The organism is Streptomyces sp. HUAS MS02 (assembly GCF_055702265.1).
Genome location: NZ_CM146747.1, coordinates 3,062,157 through 3,084,464 on the forward strand (window position 1 = coordinate 3,062,157; position 22,308 = coordinate 3,084,464).

General features: G+C 72.3%; 19 protein-coding genes and 1 pseudogene. 15 read left to right on the top strand and 5 right to left on the bottom strand.

From position 1 onward, the window contains the following. The first annotated feature begins 9 nt into the window (after positions 1-9). Positions 10-1,062 carry a lysylphosphatidylglycerol synthase transmembrane domain-containing protein gene (locus ACZ9QC_RS12885; protein ID WP_472920275.1) on the top strand — a complete coding sequence of 351 codons (1,053 nt, stop codon included), beginning with the start codon at positions 10-12 and terminating at the stop codon, positions 1,060-1,062. A 325-nt stretch (positions 1,063-1,387) separates the two neighbouring features. Next, positions 1,388-2,638: pseudogene (locus ACZ9QC_RS12890) on the top strand (beta-ketoacyl-[acyl-carrier-protein] synthase family protein); the annotation flags it as partial. A gap of 267 nt (positions 2,639-2,905) precedes the next feature. Here the strand turns inward: ACZ9QC_RS12890 and ku are convergent. Together ku and ACZ9QC_RS12900 are read right to left on the bottom strand one after the other, a co-directional pair. Beyond that, the gene (ku, locus tag ACZ9QC_RS12895; protein ID WP_472920276.1) at positions 2,906-3,994 is read right to left on the bottom strand and encodes a non-homologous end joining protein Ku; all 1,089 of its coding nucleotides are present in this window, start codon (positions 3,992-3,994) and stop codon (positions 2,906-2,908) included. Positions 3,995-4,121: 127 nt separating this feature from the next. Further along, positions 4,122-4,996 (bottom strand): IS5 family transposase gene (locus tag ACZ9QC_RS12900; RefSeq protein ID WP_472919063.1). Its coding sequence is split into 2 segments (ribosomal slippage): positions 4,122-4,604 and positions 4,607-4,996, totalling 873 coding nucleotides; the frame shifts between segments, so codons are not numbered across the junction. Between the two features lie 348 nt (positions 4,997-5,344). On the opposite strand from ACZ9QC_RS12900, the gene ACZ9QC_RS12905 reads away from it, so the two are divergent. Both ACZ9QC_RS12905 and ligD read left to right on the top strand, forming a co-directional pair. Then, entirely contained in the window at positions 5,345-7,762 is a 2,418-nt protein-coding gene (locus tag ACZ9QC_RS12905; RefSeq protein WP_472920277.1) for an ATP-binding cassette domain-containing protein, read from the top strand. A gap of 118 nt (positions 7,763-7,880) precedes the next feature. Continuing rightward, entirely contained in the window at positions 7,881-8,762 is an 882-nt protein-coding gene (gene ligD / locus ACZ9QC_RS12910; RefSeq protein WP_472920278.1) for a non-homologous end-joining DNA ligase, read from the top strand. Between the two features lie 47 nt (positions 8,763-8,809). On the opposite strand, the gene ACZ9QC_RS12915 is transcribed toward ligD, so the two are convergent. Further along, on the bottom strand, positions 8,810-9,613 hold the full coding sequence (locus ACZ9QC_RS12915) for a nuclease-related domain-containing protein (RefSeq protein WP_472920279.1): 804 nt from the start codon (positions 9,611-9,613) through the stop codon (positions 8,810-8,812). Positions 9,614-9,724: 111 nt separating this feature from the next. On the opposite strand from ACZ9QC_RS12915, the gene ACZ9QC_RS12920 reads away from it, so the two are divergent. The 7 genes from ACZ9QC_RS12920 (at position 9,725) to ACZ9QC_RS12950 (ending at position 16,760) form a co-directional block, all read left to right on the top strand. Continuing rightward, the gene (locus tag ACZ9QC_RS12920) at positions 9,725-10,243 is read left to right on the top strand and encodes a protein-tyrosine phosphatase family protein (RefSeq protein ID WP_472920280.1); all 519 of its coding nucleotides are present in this window, start codon (positions 9,725-9,727) and stop codon (positions 10,241-10,243) included. A gap of 253 nt (positions 10,244-10,496) precedes the next feature. Then, entirely contained in the window at positions 10,497-11,366 is an 870-nt protein-coding gene (locus ACZ9QC_RS12925) for a hypothetical protein (RefSeq protein ID WP_472921671.1), read from the top strand. Beyond that, a complete protein-coding gene (locus ACZ9QC_RS12930; RefSeq protein WP_472920281.1) occupies positions 11,363-12,640 on the top strand; it encodes an ATP-binding protein in 1,278 nt (425 codons plus the stop codon). The genes ACZ9QC_RS12925 and ACZ9QC_RS12930 overlap by 4 nt, the downstream gene beginning before the upstream one ends. 132 nt (positions 12,641-12,772) lie before the next feature. Further along, the gene (locus tag ACZ9QC_RS12935; RefSeq protein WP_472920282.1) at positions 12,773-13,132 is read left to right on the top strand and encodes an SH3 domain-containing protein; all 360 of its coding nucleotides are present in this window, start codon (positions 12,773-12,775) and stop codon (positions 13,130-13,132) included. Positions 13,133-13,203: 71 nt separating this feature from the next. Further along, positions 13,204-14,643: an FtsW/RodA/SpoVE family cell cycle protein gene (locus tag ACZ9QC_RS12940; RefSeq protein ID WP_472920283.1), complete on the top strand. Its 1,440-nt coding sequence runs from the start codon at positions 13,204-13,206 to the stop codon at positions 14,641-14,643. Then, a complete protein-coding gene (locus ACZ9QC_RS12945; protein WP_472920284.1) occupies positions 14,640-16,109 on the top strand; it encodes a penicillin-binding transpeptidase domain-containing protein in 1,470 nt (489 codons plus the stop codon). The genes ACZ9QC_RS12940 and ACZ9QC_RS12945 overlap by 4 nt, the downstream gene beginning before the upstream one ends. A 144-nt stretch (positions 16,110-16,253) precedes the next feature. Next, entirely contained in the window at positions 16,254-16,760 is a 507-nt protein-coding gene (locus ACZ9QC_RS12950) for a DUF3291 domain-containing protein (protein ID WP_472920285.1), read from the top strand. On the opposite strand, the gene ACZ9QC_RS12955 is transcribed toward ACZ9QC_RS12950, so the two are convergent. Beyond that, positions 16,753-17,607 carry a hypothetical protein gene (locus ACZ9QC_RS12955; RefSeq protein ID WP_472921672.1) on the bottom strand — a complete coding sequence of 285 codons (855 nt, stop codon included), beginning with the start codon at positions 17,605-17,607 and terminating at the stop codon, positions 16,753-16,755. The two genes, ACZ9QC_RS12950 and ACZ9QC_RS12955, sit on opposite strands and share 8 nt — an antisense overlap. Before the next feature lie 124 nt (positions 17,608-17,731). On the opposite strand from ACZ9QC_RS12955, the gene ACZ9QC_RS12960 reads away from it, so the two are divergent. The 4 genes from ACZ9QC_RS12960 to ACZ9QC_RS12975 all read left to right on the top strand — a co-directional run bounded on the left by ACZ9QC_RS12960 (position 17,732) and on the right by ACZ9QC_RS12975 (position 20,929). Further along, on the top strand, positions 17,732-18,688 hold the full coding sequence (locus ACZ9QC_RS12960; protein ID WP_472920286.1) for an AurF N-oxygenase family protein: 957 nt from the start codon (positions 17,732-17,734) through the stop codon (positions 18,686-18,688). A gap of 330 nt (positions 18,689-19,018) precedes the next feature. Then, positions 19,019-19,744 (top strand): TetR/AcrR family transcriptional regulator, encoded by a 726-nt coding sequence (locus ACZ9QC_RS12965; RefSeq protein ID WP_472920287.1) that lies wholly within the window; start codon positions 19,019-19,021, stop codon positions 19,742-19,744. 24 nt (positions 19,745-19,768) lie between these two features. Beyond that, entirely contained in the window at positions 19,769-20,110 is a 342-nt protein-coding gene (locus tag ACZ9QC_RS12970) for a hypothetical protein (protein ID WP_472920288.1), read from the top strand. Positions 20,111-20,212: 102 nt separating this feature from the next. After that, the gene (locus ACZ9QC_RS12975; protein ID WP_472920289.1) at positions 20,213-20,929 is read left to right on the top strand and encodes a hypothetical protein; all 717 of its coding nucleotides are present in this window, start codon (positions 20,213-20,215) and stop codon (positions 20,927-20,929) included. Between the two features lie 96 nt (positions 20,930-21,025). Here ACZ9QC_RS12975 and ACZ9QC_RS12980 read toward each other — a convergent pair whose 3' ends face one another. After that, entirely contained in the window at positions 21,026-22,261 is a 1,236-nt protein-coding gene (locus tag ACZ9QC_RS12980; RefSeq protein ID WP_472920290.1) for a styrene monooxygenase/indole monooxygenase family protein, read from the bottom strand. Between the last annotated feature and the right edge of the window lie 47 nt (positions 22,262-22,308).

A 22,308-nucleotide genomic window follows, 5' to 3' on the forward strand; every position in this document is an offset into this window, starting at 1 on the left:
AACCCGACGGTGGCCCCGGCCTGCGACTCCGCCTCCACCTCCGCCCAGCCCTCCGTACCCCACCCGGCCCGGCTTGTCGCGCTCCTGCCCGGCAGGGTTCGGGCGCTGCTCCCCGCCCGGTCGGCCGCCAATGGCCGACGGCTGCGGCTTGCTCTGGCCTTGTTGCCGCTGGTGCTGCTCGGCGCGTGGGCGGCGTTCGACTGGCGCACCGTGCACGGCGGGGCGGTGCGGCTGGCCTCGGCCGATCCGCGGTGGCTCCTGGCCGGGGTGTTGTTCACCGGCCTGTGTTCGGTGGCCTCCGCGTTCGTACGGCAGGGGGCGGTGCCCGAACGGCTGCCGCCGGGCCAGTTGCTGGCGACGCAGTTCGCGGCCGGGGCGGCGGGGCACGCGCTGCCGGGCAACATCGGGGCCCACGCCGTCGTCCTGCGCTTCCTGCGACGCCAGGGCATCCCCCTCGCCCGGGCCACGTCCTCGCTCGCCCTGTACTCGGCAGTCAAACCCGTGGCCAAGACCCTGGTGATCGTCGCCTTCGTCGTCGCCTTCCCGGGCACGCTGCGCCTGACCGAACTCCTCCCGAAGGGCGAGACGCTCGCCCTGGTCGGCGCGATCACCGGCGTCAGCCTCGCCGCCGTGGTCACACTGATCACGACCGTACGGCCGTTGCGGCGGCCACTGATCGGAGGGCTGCGTTCCGCCCTCACCGACACCCGGATCGTGCACAGCCGCCCCGGCCGGGCGCTGGCCCTGTGGGGCGGGGCCGCCGCCTTCCCCCTGTGCCAGGGGGCCGTGGTCGCCTCGGTCGGCTCCTCGCTCGGGCTGCCCGTGTCCTGGCCGCAGATGCTCTTCGCCTATCTCGTCGCCAGTACGGCGGCCGGTGCGGTGCCCGCGCCGGGCGGCCTCGGCCCCATGGACGCGGCGCTCGTCTTCACCCTGGTCGCCTTCGGCGCGCCGGCGGCCCTCGCCACCACGACGGTCATCGGCTACCGCGTCCTCACCGTCTGGCTCCCCCTCCTCCCGGGCACGCTCGTCCTCTCGGCGCTGGTGCGAGCGAAAGTTCTTTGACGGGCGGCGGCCTTCGGGGCCGCGCCGCGGCAGGCAGGCAGGCGGCCGACGGTGCGGGAGGCCGCCATGGACCGCCATGGACCGCCGTGGGCCGCCGTTCGTGAGACGCCGGCGGCGGGGTCGCGCCTTGTGTGGTCGCCGTGGACCGCGGTGTCCGCCTCGGCCTCGCGGGACGCCTTCGCGCTACGCCCCCGGGGCGAGTGCCCTCGCCGGCCATGGGTGCAGTGATGGGTGCAGTAAGCAGTTGAAGCGGGAACCATCTCGGGAACTGGAGGATCGGGCGAGGCTGGGCAGTTGGGGAGGGCGTATGCAGTACTCGGTGGGGCGCCGAGTGGTCGTCACGGGGCTGGGGGCCGTCACTCCGCTCGGGGTGGGCGTGGGTGAGCTGTGGCAGGGGCTGTTGGAAGGGCGTTGCGGGATACGGGAGTTGGACGGGGAGGAGTTCGCGGAGTTACCGGTGCGGGTCGCGGGGACGGTGCCGGTGGATCCCGCCGAGCTGCTCCCCCGGCCCCGGGCCCGGCGTATGAACCGGGCCGCGCGGTTCGCCGTACTGGCGGCGCGGGAGGCGTGGCGGGACGGGGGCTTCGAGCCCGGCGGTGCGGCGGAGAGCGGGCTCGACGCGGACCGGGTCGGGGTGTCCGCCGGGGCGATCCTCGGAGACGCGTCGGTGCTGGTGGCCGGCGACCGGCAGTTACGGGACCGGGGGCCGCGCGGTGTCTCGCCGCTCACGACCCCGATGTGTGTGCCCTCGCAGGCGGCGTCGCAGGTCTCGCTGGACCTCGGGATCACCGGGGAGGCGCGGACGGTCACCAGTGCGTGCGCCTCCGGGACCGAGGCGATCGGGCAGGCGGTCGACCGGATCCGGTACGGGCGGGTGGACGTCGCGCTCGCGGGTGGGGCCGAGGCGGTGGTGACCCCGGCGATCATGGCGTCCTTCGCAGCGATGCGAGCTCTGTCGCGGCACGGGCTGGACGAGGGTGAGGCGAGTCCGTCCCGGCCGTTCGCGAGGGACCGGGACGGGTTCGTGAACGGCGAGGGAGCGGGGTTTCTGCTGCTGGAGGCGGAGGACCACGCCCGGGCTCGCGGGGCCCGGGTCTACTGCGAGGCCGCCGGGTGGGGGCTGTCCGCCGACGCGCATCACATGGCGGCGCCCGATCCGTCGGGCTCGGGAGTGGCGCTCGCGTTGCGGCGGGCTTTGGAGGACGCGGCGGCGGGGCCCTCGGACGTGGTCCACATCAACGCGCACGCCACCGCCACGGTCGACGGGGACCTCGCGGAGGCGAACGCGCTGGCGGCGGTGCTGTCGGGGCGCCGGGTGCCGGTGACGGCGCTGAAGGGGCACCTCGGGCACCTTCAGGGGGCGGCCGGGGCGGTGGAGGCCCTTGCCACCGCGCTCACGCTCCACCACGGGCTCATCCCACCGACCATCGGCTGCGCCGACCAGGACCGGGCCATCACCCTCGACGTCGTCACCGCCGCCCCGCGCCCGCTCCCCCGCGACGGCGACCTCGCCCTGACGAACTCGTTCGGCTTCGGCGGCCACAACGCCGTCCTGGCCCTCCGCCGCACCACGTAGCCCTCCGGGTCGGCCACAGCTTGCAGCAGGCCCGTCCTGTGCGCCCGGGCGCCGCCGAGCGACCGCGACCGTCGTGGCTGAGCGGCGCGGGGGTGGGGAGAGTAGGCGGGAGGGCCACTGGAGAGCTGAAAGAGGGAGCTGGTTGCAGGAAGCCGAGGGCCAGCGAGGAAAGAGCTGGGCCAGACAGGCCAGACAGGCCAGACGGGCCAGACGGGCCAGACCGCGGAAGGAGGCCCTCGGCGTGGGGCCGTACTGAGTCGTTCCCCCTCAGGCCGAGCGTTTGCGGGCCGTGGTCTTCTTCGCCGGGGTCTTCTTTGCGGGTGTTTTCGCCGTCGCGGACTTTTTCGCCGCCGTGGATTTCGTGCTCGTCGACTTCGCCGCCGTCGTCTTTCTGGGCGTCTGTTGCTTCGTGGCCGTCTTCTTTGCCTGCTGTGTTGTCTTCGCGGTCGACTTCTTCGGGGAAGCAGCCGTTTTCCTGGTCGATGCCGTGGACTTCTTGCCCGGGGACTGTTTGGGGGTGGGCCGGGACGCGAGGTGGGTCACATCGGCCTCGGCCTCCCCCTGGGCGTCGACGCTCTCGCCCCGGGACTCCTTCGCCTCACGCACGCTCTTCTCCAGCGCGGCCATGAGGTCGAGGACCTTGCCCTCCGCCGCCGGCATCGGAGCGCTCGGCGGCTCCTCGCCGGACGCCTTCGCCGCGATCAGCTCCTCGACCGCCTCGCGATAGTCGTCGTGGAGGGTTTCCAGGTCGACCTCCCCGAGCGTGTCCATCAGGGCGTCCGCCAGGTCGAGTTCCTTGTCGCGGACGGTGACACTCGCGTCGGGGGCGACCCCCTCGGTCGTACGGATCTCGTCGGGCCAGAGCAGACCGTGCATGGCGAGGACGTCGTCCACCACCCGGAGCATGCCGAGCCGCTCACGCCCCCGCAGCGCGAACTTGCAGATCGCCACCTTGCCGCTGCGCTTGAGCGCCTCGCGGAGGAGGGTGTACGGCTTGGCTGCCGGGACCCCGTTCGCCGCGAGGTAGTACGCCGCGTCCACCTGGAGCGGGTCGACGCTCTCGGCCGGTACGAAGCCCTCGATCTCGATCGTCTTGGCCGTGGGGATGGGCAACGACGCGAGGTCCTCGTCGGTGATCGGGATCATCGTGCCGTCCGCGTCCTCGTACGCCTTGCCGATCTCCCCCTGCGTCACCTCACGGTCCTCCAGCTCGCAGACCTTGCGGTAACGGATGCGGCCGCCGTCCTCCAGATGGACCTGGCGGAAGGAGACGGAGTGGCTCTCGGTCGCGTTCACCAGCTTGATCGGGATGCTGACCAGGCCGAAGGAGATGGCACCGTTCCAGATGGATCGCACGGGCAGCACGCACCTTTCGGGTCCCTGCTTCCGGTTTGCCCACACCGTAACGCCGACCCGCCGCCCCTGCCCGTCGACGACCGACGCGCACCCGCCACCGGCCTAGGGTGCGTTTCGAAAGTGCTGGTCACAGCCACTCGTTGATGGCTGCGACCAGCACGGTCGCCTCGTAGCGGACGGCGAGTTTGTCGTATCTCGTCGCCACCGCGCGGTGGCGCTTGAGGCGATTGATGCCGCACTCCACCGCGTGGCGCTCCTTGTAGTCGGCCGTGTCGAACTTCGGCGGCCGGCCACCGCGGGAACCGCGCTTCTTGCGGTTGGCGATCTGGTCCCGCTTCTCCGGAATGGTGCAGCGGATACCGCGCTTGCGCAGGTAGACGCGGTTCGCGCGGGAACCGTATGCCTTGTCGGCGCGCACCTTGTCCGGCCGGGTACGCGGGCGGCCCGGCCCGAGCCGAGGCACCCTGATACGCCCCAGAACCACCTGGAACTGCGGCGAGTCACCGCGCTGCCCGGCCGTAATCACCAGCGACATCGGCTTCTGGGCCTGCTCGACTGCCAGGTGCAGCTTGGTCGTCAGCCCGCCCCGCGAGCGTCCGAGACCGTGGTCGTCGGGCTCGGCGAAGACACCACCGGGCGGCTCGACCTGCAGATCCCCTTTTTGCGGGCACCGGCCGCATGCTGGTGGGCGCGGGCGATGGTCGAGTCCACCGAGACGTCCCAGGTGATCAGTCCCTCCGCGTCGGCCCGGGCCTGCAGTTGCTCGAAGATACGATGCCAGGTGCCGTCCCGCTGCCAGCGCCGGAACAAGCCGTAGACCGTCTCCCACGGACCGTACCGCTCGGGCACGTCCCGCCACGGAGCACCGGCGCGGGTGCGCCAGCGTATGCCGTCTATCAACTGCCGCTTGGTGTGTACCGGTGGCCGTCCAGGCTTCTTCCCGAGCGGCAGCAGCGGCTCCAGCTTCGCCCACTGAGCATTCGTCAGATCGTGCCTCGCCACGAAGTGGATCTTGCCACATCAAGATCCACTTCTGAAACGCACCCTAGGTCCGGCCCCGCCACCGGCCAGGTACGGCCCAGCCACCGCACCGGTCAGGATTCGAGAAGCGCGGGTGGGTGGGGCGCGCCTAGCGTGAGGGCCATGGACCTCACCGTCCAGCCGTACGGCGTCCGTGACTTCGTCGTCCGTGATCCGGCGGGCAACCTGATCCGCGTCCACGAGGTCTGAGATCCGGAGGACCGCCGTAGCCGTTACGAAGAGGGCCACCGCGGTCGTACGACGGTCGGCAGTGGACGGGCGACGCCGGTGGGGACCGTGACGGGGCCCCGCCCGACAGATGGAGGAACGATGACCAAGGCCACGAGCGCGCGGACGCGGGCGCAGGCTCCCGGGCCGCACGCCGCCGACAGCCATGATCTGATCCGTGTGCACGGGGCGCGGGAGAACAATCTCAAGGACGTCAGCATCGAGATCCCGAAGCGCCGGCTGACCGTGTTCACGGGCGTCTCCGGCTCGGGGAAGAGCTCGCTGGTGTTCGACACGATCGCCGCCGAGTCGCAGCGACTGATCAACGAGACGTACAGCGCCTTCCTCCAGGGCTTCATGCCGAACCTCGCCCGGCCCGAGGTGGACGTGCTGGACGGGCTGACCACCGCGATCACCGTGGACCAGCAGCGGATGGGGTCCGATCCGCGCTCCACCGTCGGCACCGCCACCGACGCCAACGCGATGCTGCGCATCCTCTTCAGCCGGCTCGGCACCCCGCACATCGGCCCGCCCGGCGCGTTCTCCTTCAACGTCGCCTCGGTCTCGGCGAGCGGCGGCCTCACGGTCGACCGGGGCGCCGACAAGACCAAGACGGAGAAGGTGACGTTCAGCCGCACCGGCGGGATGTGCACGCGCTGCGAGGGCCGGGGCACGGTCTCCGACATCGACCTCACCCAGCTGTTCGACGACACGAAGTCGCTGTCCGAGGATCCGTTCACCATCCCCACCTACACGGGGGACGGGTGGGTCGTGCGGGTCATCGCCGAATCCGGGTTCTTCGACAAGGAGAAGCCGATCCGGGAGTACACCAAGAAGGAGCGGCACGACTTCCTGTACCGCGAGCCGACCAAGGTGAAGATCAACGGCGTCAACCTCACCTACGAGGGCCTGATCCCGAAGATCCAGAAGTCGTTCCTCTCCAAGGACCGGGAGTCGATGCAGCCGCACATCCGGGCCTTCGTGGACCGGGCGGTCACCTTCGCCGTGTGTCCCGACTGCGACGGCACCCGGCTGAGCGAGCTGGCCCGCTCCTCGCGGATCGCCGGGCTCAACATCGCGGACGCCTGCGCGATGGAGATCCGCGACCTCGCCACCTGGGCACGCGGGATCGAGGACGCCTCGGTCGCGCCGCTGCTCGCCAAGCTGCACTACACGCTCGACTCGTTCGTGGAGATCGGCCTCGGCTACCTCTCCCTGGACCGGGCCTCCGGCACACTCTCCGGCGGCGAGGCGCAACGGACGAAGATGATCCGCCACCTCGGCTCCTCCCTCACCGACGTCACGTACGTCTTCGACGAGCCGACCATCGGGCTGCACCCGCACGACATCGAGCGGATGAACAAGCTGCTGCTGCGGCTGCGCGACAAGGGCAACACGGTGCTGGTGGTCGAGCACAAGCCGGAGACGATCGCCATCGCCGACCATGTCGTGGACCTCGGGCCCGGCGCCGGCACGGCGGGCGGCACGGTCTGCTTCGAGGGCACCCTGGAGGGGCTGCGCGCGAGCGACACCGTCACCGGACGTCACCTCGGTGACCGGGCCGCGCTGAAGGAGACGGTGCGCAAGCCCACCGGCGCGTTGGAGATCCGCGGCGCCTCGGCGAACAACCTCCGAGACGTCGACGTCGACATCCCGCTCGGCGTGCTCACCGTCGTCACCGGCGTCGCCGGCTCCGGCAAGAGTTCGCTGGTGCACGGGTCGATGGCCCGACAAGCGGGGGCGGAGGGCGTGGTGTCGGTCGACCAGACCCCGATCCGCGGCTCCCGGCGCAGCAACCCGGCGACGTACACCGGGCTTGCCGACCCGATCCGCAAGGCCTTCGCCAAGGCCAACGGCGTCAAACCGGCGCTGTTCAGCGCCAACTCCGAGGGCGCCTGCCCCACCTGCAACGGCGCCGGTGTCATCTACACCGACCTGGCGATCATGCAGAGCGTCGCCACGACGTGCGAGGAGTGCGAGGGGAAGCGGTTCGAGGCGTCGGTGCTGGAGTACCGCTTCGGCGGCCGGGACATCAGCGAGGTGCTCGCGATGTCGGTGACCGAGGCCGAGGCGTTCTTCGGCGAGGGCGAGGCGCGCACCCCGGCCGCCCACCGGATCGTCGAGCGGATGGCGGACGTCGGGCTCGGCTACCTCACCCTCGGGCAGCCGCTCACCACGCTCTCCGGCGGCGAGCGGCAGCGGCTGAAGCTGGCCACCCACATGGGTGACAAGGGCGGGGGCCGGAACGTCTTCGTGCTCGACGAGCCGACCACGGGTCTCCACCTCGCCGACGTGGAGCAGTTGCTCGGGCTCCTCGACCGCCTGGTCGACGCCGGCAAGTCGGTGATCGTCATCGAGCACCACCAGGCGGTCATGGCCCACGCCGACTGGATCATCGACCTCGGGCCCGGCGCCGGTCACGACGGCGGCCGGATCGTCTTCGAGGGCACCCCGGCCGACCTGGTCGCGGCCCGCTCCACGCTCACCGGCGAGCACCTGGCCGCGTACGTAGGGGCATGAGCGCGGCCGTCGGGGCATGAACACGGGCATGGGGCTGAGCGCGGCTGTGGGGGCGTGAGCGTGGCCACGGAGGCCTTGTTCATCCCCTTCATCACCTAATCATGGGATTCTGGGTCCCATGACACCCATCACCGAGGTGGAGGGCCACAGGGTCGCCCTCTCCAATCTGGAGAAGGTCCTCCACCCGGCGACGGGCTTCACCAAGGGCGAGCTGCTGCACTACTACGCCACGACGGCGGACGCCCTGCTGCCGCATCTGCGCGACCGCCCGGTCTCCTTCCTGCGCTACCCGGACGGGCCGGGCGGCCAGGTCTTCTTCACCAAGAACGTGCCGCCGGGCACACCGGACTGGGTCACCACCGCCGAGGTACGGCGGATGGAGGGGCCGGCCCGGATGGTGCTGGTCCAGGACCTGGCGAGCCTGATGTGGGCCTCGAACCTGGTCGCCGAGTACCACACACCGCAGTGGACCGTCCGCACCTCCGACGAGGCCGACCGGCTGGTGTTCGACCTGGACCCGGGGTCGCCCGCGACCGTCGTCGAGTGCTGCGAGGTCGCCTGCTGGCTGCGGGAGCGGCTCGCGGCGGACGGGATCGAGGTGTACGCGAAGACGTCCGGGTCGAAGGGGCTGCATCTGCTGGCGGCGGTGCGCGGGGCGTCGTCGGAGCGGGTCTCGGAGTACGCGAGGGAACTGGCCGTCGAGGCGGAGCGGGCGATGCCCCGCCGGGTCGTCCACCGGATGACCCGCAGTCTGCGCCCGGGCAAGGTGTTCGTCGACTGGAGCCAGAACGCCGCCCGCAAGACCACGGCCACGCCGTACACCCTGCGGGCCCGTGCCGAGCCGACCGTCTCCGCGCCGGTCACCTGGACCGAGGTCGAGGAGTGCCGCGCCCCCGAGCGGCTGTCCTTCCGCGCCCCGGACATCGGCCCCCGGCTGCAGGACTACGGCGACCTGCTGGCACCGCTCCTGGACCCGGAGGCCGCGCGACCACTGCCGTGACGGCGGCAGTGCCGGTGTGGTCCGGGGCCGGTCGGGCCCTACAGGCCCTACACCCGCGTCCACGTCCGCCGGTCGCGGGCCATCGCGTGCAGGCCCTCCACGTCCGCAGGCTTCAGCACCCCGCCGGCGCGGGCGAGTTCCGACAGGTCCGTGTCGCGCAGGACGCGCACCTCCCGCAGGGGTGTGGTGACCGCGACCGAGGAGGGTCCGGCGAGGGCGAGGACCGGGCGGACCTCGGCGGTGAGGGCGTAGGAGGCGCGGTCGGCGTCGGCCCGCAGCCCGCGCAGCAGCGCCCGGGGTTCGTGCCGGCCCACGGCGACCATGGGGTCGGTGACGACGACGCGCTGCCTGCGGGCGTGGACGGAGCGGACGCAGAACAGGCCCCCGGGGCCGACGACCAGGTGGTGGATGCGGTCGCCGCCGGGCAGTGGCACGGAGTGCAGGGTGTGCCAGCCGGCGCCCGCCAGCCGGTCCAGCGCGTCGCCGACGGTCTGTTCGGCGGCCAGGGCGCGGCGGCGCGGGTCGGGGCGCAGCCGGCGTGCCGGGCCGGGGGCTCGGTCGAGGGCGATCAGCAGGGCTTCGCCGGGCCGGTTGGGGGCGAGGTCGTCGTCCGGGGGGAGGCTCAGCCGGGCCAGTTCGGCGGGGGTCGGCACGGGCGGCGGTCCCACGGTGACCGGGCCGGTGACGAAGGGGCCGAGGACGGCCAGCACGTCCTCTCTCAGCTCCTCGCTGAGAAGGTTCACCCGGCCCGCCTCACGGTCGTACCAGGCGACGTGCCTCCCGTCGGTCCGGCACACGTACAGGCGTTGCTGTCCATGACGCCAGGTCGGTATGACGCGCAGTCCGCTCATGCACCATCACCCCACGACCATGGGAACAGGCGGGGTGCTCCATCGGCAAGAACCCGGCTACCTTTGGGGTGACGACCCGTCGTCGAGGGCCACGGCCTGGGGGAGGCGCCGTTGCGGACGCGCAAGCAACCCGATGTCCCGGCTCCGCGGGAGCCGTGGAGCGAGATCGTGCCGGGGCTGTGGATGGGCGGGCACGAGTTCGCGGGGCCGGCCGGGACCAGGGGCGTCGAATTCGCGGTCGTACGCGACGAGTTCGATCTGGTGCTGACCCTGCTGCGGCTGCCGGGGCACGGACCCGACGAGGGTGTCGAGCACCATGTGTGGCCGATCCCGGACGGGCCGCTGGACGGTACGCAGTTGGCGGGTGTGATGCGGCTGGCGCAGGCGGCGTGCGATGCGCTGGAGGACGGCAAGCGGGTCCTGGTCCGCTGCTACAGCGGGTACAACCGCTCCGGTCTGGTCGTGGCGCACGCGCTGATCCGTGACGGGCACTCCGCCGAGGAGGCGATCCGGCTGATCCGCACCCGCCGTTCGCCGTGGGCACTGCACAACGAGCTGTTCGTGGAGTACCTGCACACGGGGCTGGCGACGGTCCGGCTGCTGGAGGAACTGGAGGAGCCGGCCGAGTGACGGCACGTGCCCGGGCAGCGCGGCGAGCCGAGCCGCATGGCCCGGCGTGCCGGGCAGCGCGGTCGGCACGTCGGTCGGCACGACCGAGCCGTCACGAAAAAGCACTTCCGCACGAATTAGGGTGTACGGGACCACAGCGGTCCTCCCCCACAACCGCCCTTCCCGTCCCCGTACACCCAGGAGTCCCGTGTCCCGCCGCCGCCCCGCGCGCGCTGCCGTCGGCGCGCGCGTCGCCGTCGGCGCCTTCGCCGCCATGGCCGCCGTCCTGCTGGTGGGCGGCTGCGGCGACTCCGGGGGCCTGGTGAGCGCGGGCGCGACGCCCACCGCGAGCGGCCCGACCCGGCTGTGGCCCGGGGAGCCGCCCGCGTCCTCCCCCGCCTACGACTACGGCGAGGCCGAGACGGAGGTGGTCAAGGGCGTCCGCGCTCCCGGCGAGGACATCCACAAGGTGGACCCGCTGGCCGTCGTCCGCGCGGAGATCGCCGCGCACCCCGAGGTGTACGCAGGGTCCGGGGCCATCTACCGGGGAACGACCGCACGCATGGCCGACTGCGGAAAGGGCGGCACCGAGGCTTCGGCCGACCCGGACGCGACCGTCGGCACGGACACGGACACGACGGCAGGCCCGGACACGACCGCGGACAGGGGCACGACCGCAGGCCCGGACGCGACCGTCGGCATGAGGACCGACCGCGCCAGGTGCCCCGTCCTCCGGGCCTACTACCGGGACCTCACCGGCGACGGGCGCGACGACATGGTGCTCGGCTTCCGGCTGCTGCCCGGCAATCAGACGGCGGTGCGGATGTACACCTTCCAGGCGGACCGGCTGGTGCAGGTGCTGGCCAGCGACGACGCGGTGCTCGCGGTCGAGCTGGCCGGCCGAACCGTGATCATCCGCTCCCCGGCGGGCATCGTCGGCTACGAGTACCGCACGCAGTGGACCTGGGACGAGGACCAGCTGGCCATGCTGCTCACCCGGGACGAGATCCTGCGCGTGGGCGGAGCGGCGAAGCCGTCCCGGTCCCCGTCGGCGTCACCCTCCGCCTCCCCCTCGCCCGGCACGCCTTCCGCCTCGCCCTCGCCCGACATGCCCTCCGCTTCGCCCTCGGGGAGGCCGGGGTGAGCGCCGCGAGGCCCGCGAGACCCTGGCGGAAACGGTTCGGCCTGCCCCGTTGGACCTCCTCGCTCACCTGGAAGGCGCTGGCGTTCATCACGGTCATGTGCTGCGGGCTGGCCGCTCTGCTCGGCGCCCTCGTCCATGTCTCCGTCACCAACCGGACGGTGAGCGACGCCCGTTCCCGGGCCCTGGTCCGGCTCGACGAGGCGGCACAGGCGTACAAGGCCGGGAACCGGCTCCCGCCCGATGCCGGGATCGACCCGCGGGGCATGCCGGGGGAGCTGCGCGAGCTGGCGGTGAGCGGGCGGCGCGGCACGATGGTCGGGGTCGTCTCCGGGGTCCCCTCGATGTGGGCCGCCGCCCCCGCCGACGGCCGTGCCCTCGCCGTGCGGATCGACTACGCGCAGAGCGCGGCCACCATCGAGAACCTCGACCGGGCCATCCTGGGCTCCTCGGCGCTGGCGATCGGGGCGACGCTGGTCGTCGGCGCGCTGGGCGTCGGCGGGGTGACCCGGCGGCTGCGCACGACCTCCCAGGTGGCCCGGCGGATCAGCGCGGGCGACCTGGACGCCCGGGTCGGCGACCCCCGGACGACGGACCCGGCGCGGTATCGCGACGAGGTGGCCGCGGTGGCCGCCGCGCTCGACACCATGGCGTCCACGCTGCAGCGGAAGCTGCTCGGCGAGCAGCGGTTCACGGCGGACGTCGCGCACGAGCTGCGTACGCCGTTGACCGGGCTGCACGCGGCGGCGGAGCTGCTGCCGGCGGGACGGCCGACGGAGATGGTGCGGGACCGGGTCGCCGCGTTGCGGACGCTGACCGAGGACCTGCTGGAGATCTCGCGGCTGGACGCGGGGAGCGAGCGGCTGGACCTGGACGCGATCCGGCTCGGACTGCTGGCCGAGCGGGTGGCCGCGCACGCGAGCGGCGACACCGAGGTGCGGGTCGTCGAGGACGCGTGGGTGGAGACGGACCGGCGGCGGCTGGAGCGGGTGGTGGGGAACCTGGTGGCCAACGCCCACAAACACGGGGCGCCTCCGGTGGTGTTGACCGTGGACGGGCCGGTGGTGACCGTGCGGGACCACGGGAACGGGTTCCCTGACTATCTGCTGACCGAGGGACCGCAGAGGTTTCGTACCGAGGGTTCCGCCAAGGGACACGGTCTGGGTCTGACCATCGCCGTGGGGCAGGCGGAGGTGTTGGGAGCGCGGTTGGGATTCGAGAACGCTTCGGACGGGGGCGCGTTGGCCGTTCTGCGACTGCGGGTCGGTGGGGGTTGATCGCGCAGTTCCCCGCATCCCTGAAAAAAGCGGCGCTGCCCTGATGGCCCATCGAGAAAGGCGCCCCCTCCGCCCTCCTCCTAACGTGGCGAATAGTCAGCCTCGCCCCCTTTTTCCCTGGAGGAACATCAGATGTCCCTGCGGATTCTGCTCATGCGGTTCGGTATAGCCGCTGCCGGTGGCGCTCTCCTCGCGTTCGCCGCCACGACTCCCGCCGCCGGTGCCGAACAGGAGGACCCCCGGAAGAGCAAGCAGATCGTCGACGGCGAGGTCGTCGCCCCGTCCGGCCTGATCCTGCGCAGCGCGCCGACCCGAGGAGGTTCGGTCATCCGGGTCGCGCGCTACGGCGAGATCGTCAAGATCTACTGCCGGACCGAGGGCCAGAGCGTGGACGGCAACCGGCAGTGGTACCTGCTCGTCGACGGGACCTGGGCCTGGGGCTCGGCCCGCTACATCGCCCCCTTCAAGGCGCCCCTCTGGTGTGACGCCTGAGCAACAAGGCACAACAAGGCACACAGGCAGAACAAGGCGCACAAAGCATTCCATTTGGGTAAGTTCCGGGCATGACCACCAAGGCCGGAACGACCCTGGCGGCGGATCCCTCCGATCCGTCCCCGCCGCCCGCCGTACGCCTGCTCCGGCGCCGGGGCGTCGAGTTCACCCTCACCGTCGTGGCCGTCCTGCTCTCCGTGTACGGCTACTGCGCTGTGGGTCTGGCCAGATACGGAACCGTCCCGCCCGGCGCCGCCGACTACGGCGCCGGGCTCGGCGTGCTCGCGCTGCTGGCCCATCTGGTGGTCCGGCTGCGGGCGCCGTACGCCGATCCGCTGCTGCTGCCGATCGCGGTGCTCCTCAACGGCCTGGGGCTGGTGCTGATCCACCGGCTCGACCTGGAGACACCGGCCGACCAGGCGGCGCCCGCGCAGCTGAACTGGTCGACGCTCGGCGTCGCGCTGTTCATCGCGGTGGTGGCGCTGCTGCGCGACCACCGGGTGCTCCAGCGGTACGCGTACGTCTCGGTGGTGGCGGCGCTCGTGCTGCTGGCACTGCCGATCCTCTTCCCACCGGTCAACGGGGCCCGGATCTGGGTACGGATCGCCGGGTTCTCCCTCCAGCCGAGCGAGTTCGCGAAGGTGCTGCTCGCGCTGTTCTTCGCCAGCTATCTCGCGGCGAACCGCAACGCGCTGGCGTACGCCGGACGTCAGATCTGGCGGTTCAGACGCCTCCAACTGCCCACCGGGCGGGTCCTCGGCCCGATCGTCACCATCTGGCTGCTGAGCGTCGGCGTCCTGGTCCTGGAACGGGACCTGGGCACCTCCCTGCTGTTCTTCGGCCTGTTCGTGATCATGCTGTACGTCGCCACGGGCCGCACCGGCTGGATCGCGGTGGGGCTGCTGCTGGCGTGCGTGGGCGCCGTCGCCGTCGGCTGGCTGGAACCGCACGTCCACAGCCGCGTCGAGGACTGGCTCCACCCGTTCGCCTCGATCGAGGCGGGCCAGGGTGCCAACCAACTCGCCCAGTCCCTCTTCGCGTTCGCCGCCGGCGGGCTGCTCGGCACCGGGCTCGGTCTCGGCCACTCCATCCTCATCGGCTTCGCCGCCAAGTCCGACTTCATCCTGGCCACGGCGGGCGAGGAGCTGGGCCTCGCCGGACTCTCCGCGATCTTCCTGCTCTACGCCCTGCTGGTGGAGCGCGGCTTCCGGGCCGGTCTCGCCCTGCGCGACGCCTTCGGCCGGCTCCTGGCCACCGGCCTCGCCTCGATCATCGCCCTCCAGGTCTTCGTCATCGCCGGCGGCGTCACCGGCCTCATCCCGCTCACCGGCATGGCGATGCCCTTCCTCGCCCAGGGCGGCTCGTCGGTCGTCACCAACTGGGTCATCGTGGCCCTGCTGATCCGGCTCAGCGACTCCTCCCGACGGCAGTACGCCCCCGGGCCACCGTCGGGGGACCCGCTCGGGGAACCGGAGGGCCGGGACGGCCTGCGGGAGGGCCGCAGCGCATGACGCCGTACATCCGCCGGGCCGCCGCCCTGTGCGCCCTGCTGCTGCTCGCCCTCCTCGTCAACGCCACCCGCGTGCAGGTCCTGCAGTCCCGGGCCTACGACGACAATCCCGCCAACCGCCGCGCCGAGATCGCCCGTTGGGGGCAGCCGCGCGGGGACATCCTGGTCGGGGGACGCCCGGTCACCGGCTCGACGGACACCGGGGAGCAGCTCCGCTACGAACGGACGTACCGGGACGGCCCGTTGTACGCGCCGGTCACCGGCTTCGCCTCGCAGGTGTACGGAACGACGTTCCTGGAGCACGCGCAGGACTCCGTCCTCGACGGCAGCGACCCGCTGCTGTCCTTCCTCCCGCTGTGGAACGACATCACCCGCGACCGGAACGCCGGCGGCACCGTGGTCACCACGATCCAGGAGGCGGCCCAGCGGGCGGCGTACCTGGGTCTCGGCACCCGCCGGGGCGCGGTCGCCGCACTCGAACCGGCCACCGGGCGCGTCCTGGCGCTGGTGTCCCGGCCGTCCTACGACCCCGGACTGCTGTCCGGCAACGGCCCCGAGGCGGCCGAGGCGTGGGCACGGCTGAACGGGGACGCGAGCAGACCGATGCTCAACCGGGCGGTGCGGCAGACCTATCCGCCGGGCTCGACCTTCAAGGTGGTGACGGCCGCCGCCGCGCTGGACTCCGGGGTGGTCACGGACCTCGACGCCCCGACCCGCTCCCCCGACCCGTACACCCTGCCGGGCACCACGACCTCCCTCGCCAACGAGGTCGAGGGCTGCGCGAACGCCTCGCTGCGCTATGCCTTCGAGTGGTCCTGCAACACGGTCTTCGCGAAGCTGGGCGTGGACGTCGGCCTCGGCGCCATGACGGACACGGCCCGCGCCTTCGGCTTCAACGACCCCGGGCTGCGGATCCCCTTCTCGGTCGCCCCCAGCAGCTTCGACACCGAGATGGACCGGGCCCAGCTCGCCCTCTCCTCCATCGGCCAGTACGACACCCGGGCCACGCCCCTGCAGATGGCGCTCGTCACGGCGGCCGTCGCCAACGGGGGCTCGGTGCGGGCGCCGTACCTCGTCGAACGCACCACCACGGCGAGCGGCCGCACGGTCGCCGGCTCGGGCACGCACCCGCTCCGCCAGGCCATGAACCCCACCACCGCGCGGCGGCTGCGCGACCTCATGCGCGGCGTCGTCAAGGACGGCACCGGCGCCAACGCCACCCTCCGTCACGCCACCGTCGGCGGCAAGACCGGCACCGCCCAGCACGGCCTCGGCAACTCCGGCACCCCCTTCGCCTGGTTCATCGGCTGGGCCCAGTCCGACGACGCGGTCGAACCCGAGGTGGCCGTGGCGGTGGTGGTGGAGGACGCGGAGGCGGTACGGGGCGACATCAGCGGGGGCGGCGACGCGGCACCGATCGCGAGGGAGGTGATGCGGGCGGTGCTCAAGGCTTCCGACGCCCCGTAGGGGGCGCGGGGGCGCGGGGCCGTTTCGATGTGCGGCTCCGTCGCGTGGGCGCGAGAAGCCCCACCGGCGGGCACGGTACGCGCCCTTCCCACCATCCGAGATAAGCCGTGTGACCCCGGCCCCGCCCCGGCCTACCGTTCGCCCATGACGACCGCCGCGTACGAACTCGCCCAGGTGAACATCGCCCGCCTCCAAGCCCCGCTGGACTCGCCTCAATTGAAGGACTTCGTCGACGCCCTCGACCCGGTGAACGCGGTCGCGGACCGCTCCCCCGGCTTCGTCTGGCGCCTGCAGAGCGACTCCGGCAACGCCACCGACATCCCGGTCCTGGGCGACGAGTGGCTGATCATCAACATGTCGGTGTGGCGGGACACCGACGCTCTGACCGCCTTCATGTACCAGGGACAGCACCGGGAGCTGCTGGCCCGCAGGCGGGAGTGGTTCGAGCGGCTGAGCGAGGCGGCGACCGCCCTGTGGTGGGTGCCGGCCGGTCACCACCCCACCGTTGCCGAGGCGGAGGAACGGATCGTCCACCTGCGCGCCCACGGCCCGACGCCGTACGCGTTCACCCTGCGCACGTCGTTCCCGGCGGGACCGGCGGAGCCGGCAGGACCGGCGGAGCCGGCGCAGCCGGACGCGGTGCTCAGCTGATCGGCTGCCGGAGTTCGGAGCGGACCTGGAGCGTGCGCTCCGCGAAGGCCTCCACGTCGACCTCCGAGGCGTCCTGCCCGACGCTCTCGACGCTGAGCTCGGCGACGGACGCCCCGGTGTTGCCGTCGGCCCAGGCGCACATCGGGTAGGTGATCTCGGTGCCGGCCTGGTTCTGGGTGACGACCTGGCAGCTGATGGTGAGGCCGTCGTCGCCCGGGGTGTAGTCCTTGGGCGGCACGACCACCTCGATCGAGCTGACGCCGGCCGCGCCCTTCAGCATGTTGTCGCGGGCGGCGTCGGTGTTCTTGAACCGGCCGTACATGCCCGAGACGATCAGCGCACCCTCGGCCCCGCTCTTCTGGGGCGCGTACTGCGCTACGGCGGCCGTGACGTCACGGGCGTCCCAGGCGCCCTCCGCCTCGTCCTCTACCTTCCGCCCCTCGCTGTCGGAGAGGTCCTGGACCAGCTCGTACTCACCGTCGAGGACGGTCTCGGGCAGGGCCAGCTTGTACTCGGCCTCCGGGAAACCGCTGGTGCTCTGCGTCCCGACGACCCACAGCCCCACGGCCCCGAGCACCACGAGGCCCGCGACCCCGCCGACGATCCCGAGGACGAGTCCCGTGCGGCTCTTCGGCGGCGGCGTGGGCTGCCACCCGGCAGGCTGGGGCGCGCCGTACGGCTGGGGCTGCGGCGGGTACTGCTGCGGTGGGTACTGCTGGGGCACGTGCGGGTGCTGACCGTACGGCTGAGGCGGCTGTTGCGGCTGTTGCGGCGGGTACGGCTGCTGACCGTACGGCCCCTGGGGCGGCGGCTGCTGACCGTACGGCGGCTGGGGCGATGGAGGCATGGACACGCCAGCACGTTACTGCACAAGTCCCGCACAAAGGATTGACGGCCTTGCTGACAAGTAGTCTCATAAGCGGTGACCGCTGGTAACTCCCTGAACGTCCGCACGAGGAGCTGCGACAGCCATGACTACGGTGACCTCGCTGAGTTCGACGAACCCCGAGTCGGAGGCGGAGGTGCTGCGCGACGCGCTCGGGCTCCTCAAGGACCGGGAACAGGTGGCCGAACGGCTGCTCGTCTCCTCCGCGAAGCACTCCTTCGACCCGGACAAGGAGCTGGACTGGGACGCCCCCTTCGAGGAGGGGAAGTGGTTCTGGCCGCCGGAGCTGGTGTCCCTGTACGGGACGCCGATGTGGCGCAGGATGTCGGAGGAGCAGCGCATCGCGCTGTCCCAGCACGAGGCGGCGGCGCTGGCCTCCCTCGGCATCTGGTTCGAGATCATCCTCATGCAGCTGCTCGTCCGGCACATCTACGACCGGGCGGCGACCAGCGCGCATGTGCGCTACGCGCTCACCGAGATCGAGGACGAGTGCCGGCACTCGAAGATGTTCGCCCGGCTGATCAGCAAGGGCGGCACCCCGTACTACCCGGTGAGCAGGCTGCACCAGAACCTGGGCCGCGTCTTCAAGACGATCTCGACGACACCGGGGTCCTTCACGGCGACCCTGCTCGGCGAGGAGATCCTCGACTGGATGCAGCGGCTGACCTTCCCCGACGAGCGGGTCCAGCCGCTGATCCGGGGTGTCACCCGGATCCATGTGGTCGAGGAGGCGCGGCACGTGCGCTACGCCCGTGAGGAGCTGCGCCGCCAGATGGTGACGGCCCCGCGGATGTCCCGGAGCTTCACCCGCGTCACGTCCGGCGAGTTCGCCCGCGTCTTCTCGGTGGCGTTCGTGAACCCCGAGGTCTACTCGAACGTCGGCCTCGACCAGCGGGCGGCTGTCGCCCAGGTCCGGGCGAGCGGGCACCGGCGGGAGGTCATGCAGACCGGGGCGAAGCGGTTGACGGACTTTCTGGACGACATCGGGGTGCTGCGGGGCGTGGGGCGGCGGATGTGGAGGTCGTCGGGGCTGCTGGAGTAGGTGCTTGGGGCGATCTGGGAGCGGGGGGTTGGGAGGTCGGTGCGCCTGGGAGCGCGGGGTTGGGAGGTCGGCGCGCCTGGGGGCTCGGGGGTTCGTGTTCTTCGGCGGCTGCGGGCCCGGTGGGGCTTCTCGCGCAGTTCCCCGCGGGCCTGGAAGACGGCGGGGGCAGCGGGACGCGGATGAAGAGCACGGGGCGCAGCCCCGGCTTTTCAGGGGCGCGGGGAACTGCGCGAGAAGCCCCCACGCACCCGCAGCCGCCCACGAAACCCGCATCCCCACCCCCTGACGCGATCCCGGCGGTCGCCACCCACCCCCGACTACCCTGCGGGTATGACGTCCGAGGCCCCCTCCCGCGCATACCGTCGGCTCAGTGTCGAGGAGCGGCGCAGCCAGTTGCTGGACGCGGCCCTGGAGCTCTTCGCGCACCACGCGCCCGAGGACGTCTCCCTCGACGACGTCGCGGAGGCGGCCGGCGTCTCACGCCCCCTCGTCTACCGCTACTTCCCCGGCGGCAAGCAGCAGCTCTACGAGGCGGCCCTGCGCACGGCCGCCGAGGAGCTGGAGCACTGCTTCGACGAGCCCGCCGAGGGCCCCCTCACCAGCCGCCTGGCCCGCGCCCTCGACCGGTATCTGGACTTCGTGGACACGCACGACACCGGCTTCAGCGCCCTCCTCCAGGGCGGCAGCGTCGTGGAGACCTCCCGGGCGACGGCCATCGTGGACGGGGTCCGGCGGGCCGCCGCCGACCACATCCTGCGGCACCTGGAGGTGGCCGAGCCCGGCCTGCGGCTGCGGATGACCGTCCGGATGTGGATCACCTCCGTGGAGGCCGCCTCCCTCATCTGGCTCGACGAGGGCAAACAGCCCGACGTCGGCGAACTGCGGGACTGGCTCGTCGAGCAGTTCGTCGCCTGTCTCGCCGCCACCGCCGGCCGCGACCCGCAGACCGCCGCCGTCGTCCGGCACGCCCTGACCGTCGAGACCCCCGAGGGCGCCGTCGGGACCCTGGCCCGCCGCATCCTGCCTGTGGTCGGCGACGCCGGGCACCTGCTGTGACACCGATCCTGTGACACTGGTCCGGTGAAGAGCCAAGACACCCCTTTCGTGGGCGGCCCCCTCGACGGGCGCGTCCTGCCCGTGCTGCTCGGCATCACCGGGCACCCCCCGAAGACGTACCGGGTCCCGGTGCCCGACACCGCCGGTGGCCCGCCGACGGTCCTGGTCTACCGCCGGGTCGACGCCGGCCGCGGCCGCTTCCTGCACCAGCTGTGGAAGTACGAGTACGCACCGGACGCGGACCCCAGCCGCCGCCTGAAGTGGCCCTGGTCCAAGCCGGACACCCGGCCGGGCCCCGGCGCCCCCGACACCCCGGACGGGCAATCCGCCACGCCGCCCGCGCGGCCGCGCCCCACCGACGAGTGACACCCCGGCACCGAACGGTCCACCCGGCGCGCGCCCGCCTCCCCCTCCTCCGATCCTGCCGGTGCGAGGTGGACGGCCCACCTGAGCACCGGAGGTGATGACGTGTCAGCAAGGCTGCTGCGCCTGGTCGGTTCGGCGACGGTCACGGCCCTCACGGCCGGCGCCCTCCTCACCACGGCCCCCGGACCCGCCGCGGCCACACAGGAACCCCGCGCCGCCGAGACCCCCACCGGCACTGCCGCCGAGTCCCCCTCCGCCGGGGACCGCTCGGTCGCCGATCTCCTCACCGACCTCCAACGGCTCCACCGCGAGGCCGAGAAGGCCGCCGAGGCGTACGGCAGGACCGGCCAGGAGCTGAGGAGGCAGCGGGCCGAGGTGGCGAGGCTCGACCATCGGCTCGCGGTGGCACGCCTCTCCCTGCACGACAGCCGGGGCGCGGCGGGCCGGCTGGCCCGGCAGCAGTACCAGAGCAGCAGCACGGCGCTCTCCCCCTACGTACGGCTGCTGATGACGCGGGACCCGTACCGGGCCCTGGAGCAGGGCCATGTGATCGGACAGATGGCGCAGGAGCGGGCGGAGACGATCGAGCGTCTGGTCGGCAGCGAACAGGACACCGACGCCCTGGCCCGCAGGGCCCGCGTGGCCCTGGACCGCCAGCTCACCCTCGCCGAACAGCACAGAAGGGAACACGACACCGCGTCCGACCGCCTGGCCGAGATCGCGGAACTCCTGGCCTCCCTCACCCCGACCCAACTGGCCGAACTCAGGAAGTCGGAGCACACCCCCGACCGCGACCTCCCGGAGCCCCCGTCCCCCTAGGCGCGCGGGGAACTGCGCGAGAAGCCCCACCGGACCCGCACCCGGCAGCCGAGACGCACCCCGACGGCGCCCACCCGCTCACCCGCCCCCGGCTCCCTACCCCCCGGCCACCTCAGAGAGATACGCCCGCGTCTTCTCCGCCTCGTAGAAGTACCCCTCGAAATCCGCCGGATCGTCAAACCCGTTGGCGAATCGATCCGCCACCACCGGCAGCCCCTCCGCCGCCTCGACCAGCTCCCGCGCGTGCTCGGTCGGCGGAGCCAGCATCGTGTTGGTCCACTTGGTGGCCGGCCCCGCGATCTGCCAGAACCGCTCGAACGTCCGCCGCATCCAGACCTCGTCGAACTCGCCGTCCCCGTGGTCGAGGATCGCCGAGAGGTACACGGCCGCGCACTTGGCCGCCGAGTTCGCCCCCTGTCCGGTGAGCGGGTCGTTGGCCACGACGACGTCCCCGGCGCCCAGCACCAGCCCGCCGCTCGGGAGCTCTCCCACGGGGTGCCGTACCACCGGTGTGTAGCGGCCGGTCAGCGCCGCACCCGGGTCCGTCACCTCGGCGCCCGTGGCCCGCGCGTACTCCCAGGGCGTGTAGCGCTTCATCAGCTCCAGGGTCAGCGCGAGCTGCCCCTCCGCGTCCCGGACGCCCTCGAAGGCATCGACCGGCCCGCCGGGCAGCCCCAGCCAGAAGAGGGCGTCGGCGCGCCCGGAGGTGGTGAGGACGGGCTGCACGATGAGTTCGCCGACGCCGGGCACCAGGTTGCAGCGGGCCGCGTCGAACTCCGGGTGCTCGGGGCGCGGGCCCAGTCCGTGCACGTACACCGCTGCGAGCGCGCGCTGCGGTTCGGTGTAGGGCGAGCGGGCGGCGTCGCGGCGGAACATCCGCACCAGTTCGCCCTTGCCCGCGGTGACGAGCACGAGGTCGTACATCCGGGAGAAGTAGTCCAGGTCGGAGACCGCCGCGCCGTGGACGACCAGTTGACCGCCGCGCCGGGAGAACGTCTCCAACCAGCCGGCCATCTTCACCCGCTGGTCCACGGCCTGCGCGTACCCCCGCAGCCGGCCGACCCAGTCGACGTCGCGCCGTCCGTCCGGGCCCGCGACGGAGACTCCGACGCCCTCGATCCTCGGCGCCTGGGAATCCCAGAAGTCGAGGTCCAGCTCACGCTCGTGGCGCAGGGCCGAGTCGAACATGCACTGGGTGGACATGATGCGGCCGGCGCGTATCTCGTCCGGGGTGCGATTGGACATCAGTGTGACCTCGTACCCGTGCGACTGGAGTCCGAGGGCCAGTTGCAGCCCGGACTGGCCGGCTCCGACGACGAGAATCTTCCGCATCCGGACAGGTCTCCTGGTTCGTCCGTGGCGTCCCGTGGTGTCCCGCT

Bases quoted from the DNA above. Each gene is read 5' to 3' on its own strand.
- ACZ9QC_RS12905 (WP_472920277.1), top strand. From the start codon at position 5,345: ATGACCAAGGCCACGAGCGCGCGGACGCGGGCGCAGGCTCCCGGGCCG.
- ligD (WP_472920278.1), top strand. From the start codon at position 7,881: ATGACACCCATCACCGAGGTGGAGGGCCACAGGGTCGCCCTCTCCAAT.
- ACZ9QC_RS12915 (WP_472920279.1), bottom strand. From the start codon at position 9,613: ATGAGCGGACTGCGCGTCATACCGACCTGGCGTCATGGACAGCAACGC.
- ACZ9QC_RS12925 (WP_472921671.1), top strand. From the start codon at position 10,497: ATGGCCGCCGTCCTGCTGGTGGGCGGCTGCGGCGACTCCGGGGGCCTG.
- ACZ9QC_RS12935 (WP_472920282.1), top strand. From the start codon at position 12,773: ATGTCCCTGCGGATTCTGCTCATGCGGTTCGGTATAGCCGCTGCCGGT.
- ACZ9QC_RS12940 (WP_472920283.1), top strand. From the start codon at position 13,204: ATGACCACCAAGGCCGGAACGACCCTGGCGGCGGATCCCTCCGATCCG.
- ACZ9QC_RS12945 (WP_472920284.1), top strand. From the start codon at position 14,640: ATGACGCCGTACATCCGCCGGGCCGCCGCCCTGTGCGCCCTGCTGCTG.
- ACZ9QC_RS12950 (WP_472920285.1), top strand. From the start codon at position 16,254: ATGACGACCGCCGCGTACGAACTCGCCCAGGTGAACATCGCCCGCCTC.
- ACZ9QC_RS12955 (WP_472921672.1), bottom strand. From the start codon at position 17,607: ATGCCTCCATCGCCCCAGCCGCCGTACGGTCAGCAGCCGCCGCCCCAG.
- ACZ9QC_RS12960 (WP_472920286.1), top strand. From the start codon at position 17,732: ATGACTACGGTGACCTCGCTGAGTTCGACGAACCCCGAGTCGGAGGCG.
- ACZ9QC_RS12965 (WP_472920287.1), top strand. From the start codon at position 19,019: ATGACGTCCGAGGCCCCCTCCCGCGCATACCGTCGGCTCAGTGTCGAG.
- ACZ9QC_RS12980 (WP_472920290.1), bottom strand. From the start codon at position 22,261: ATGCGGAAGATTCTCGTCGTCGGAGCCGGCCAGTCCGGGCTGCAACTG.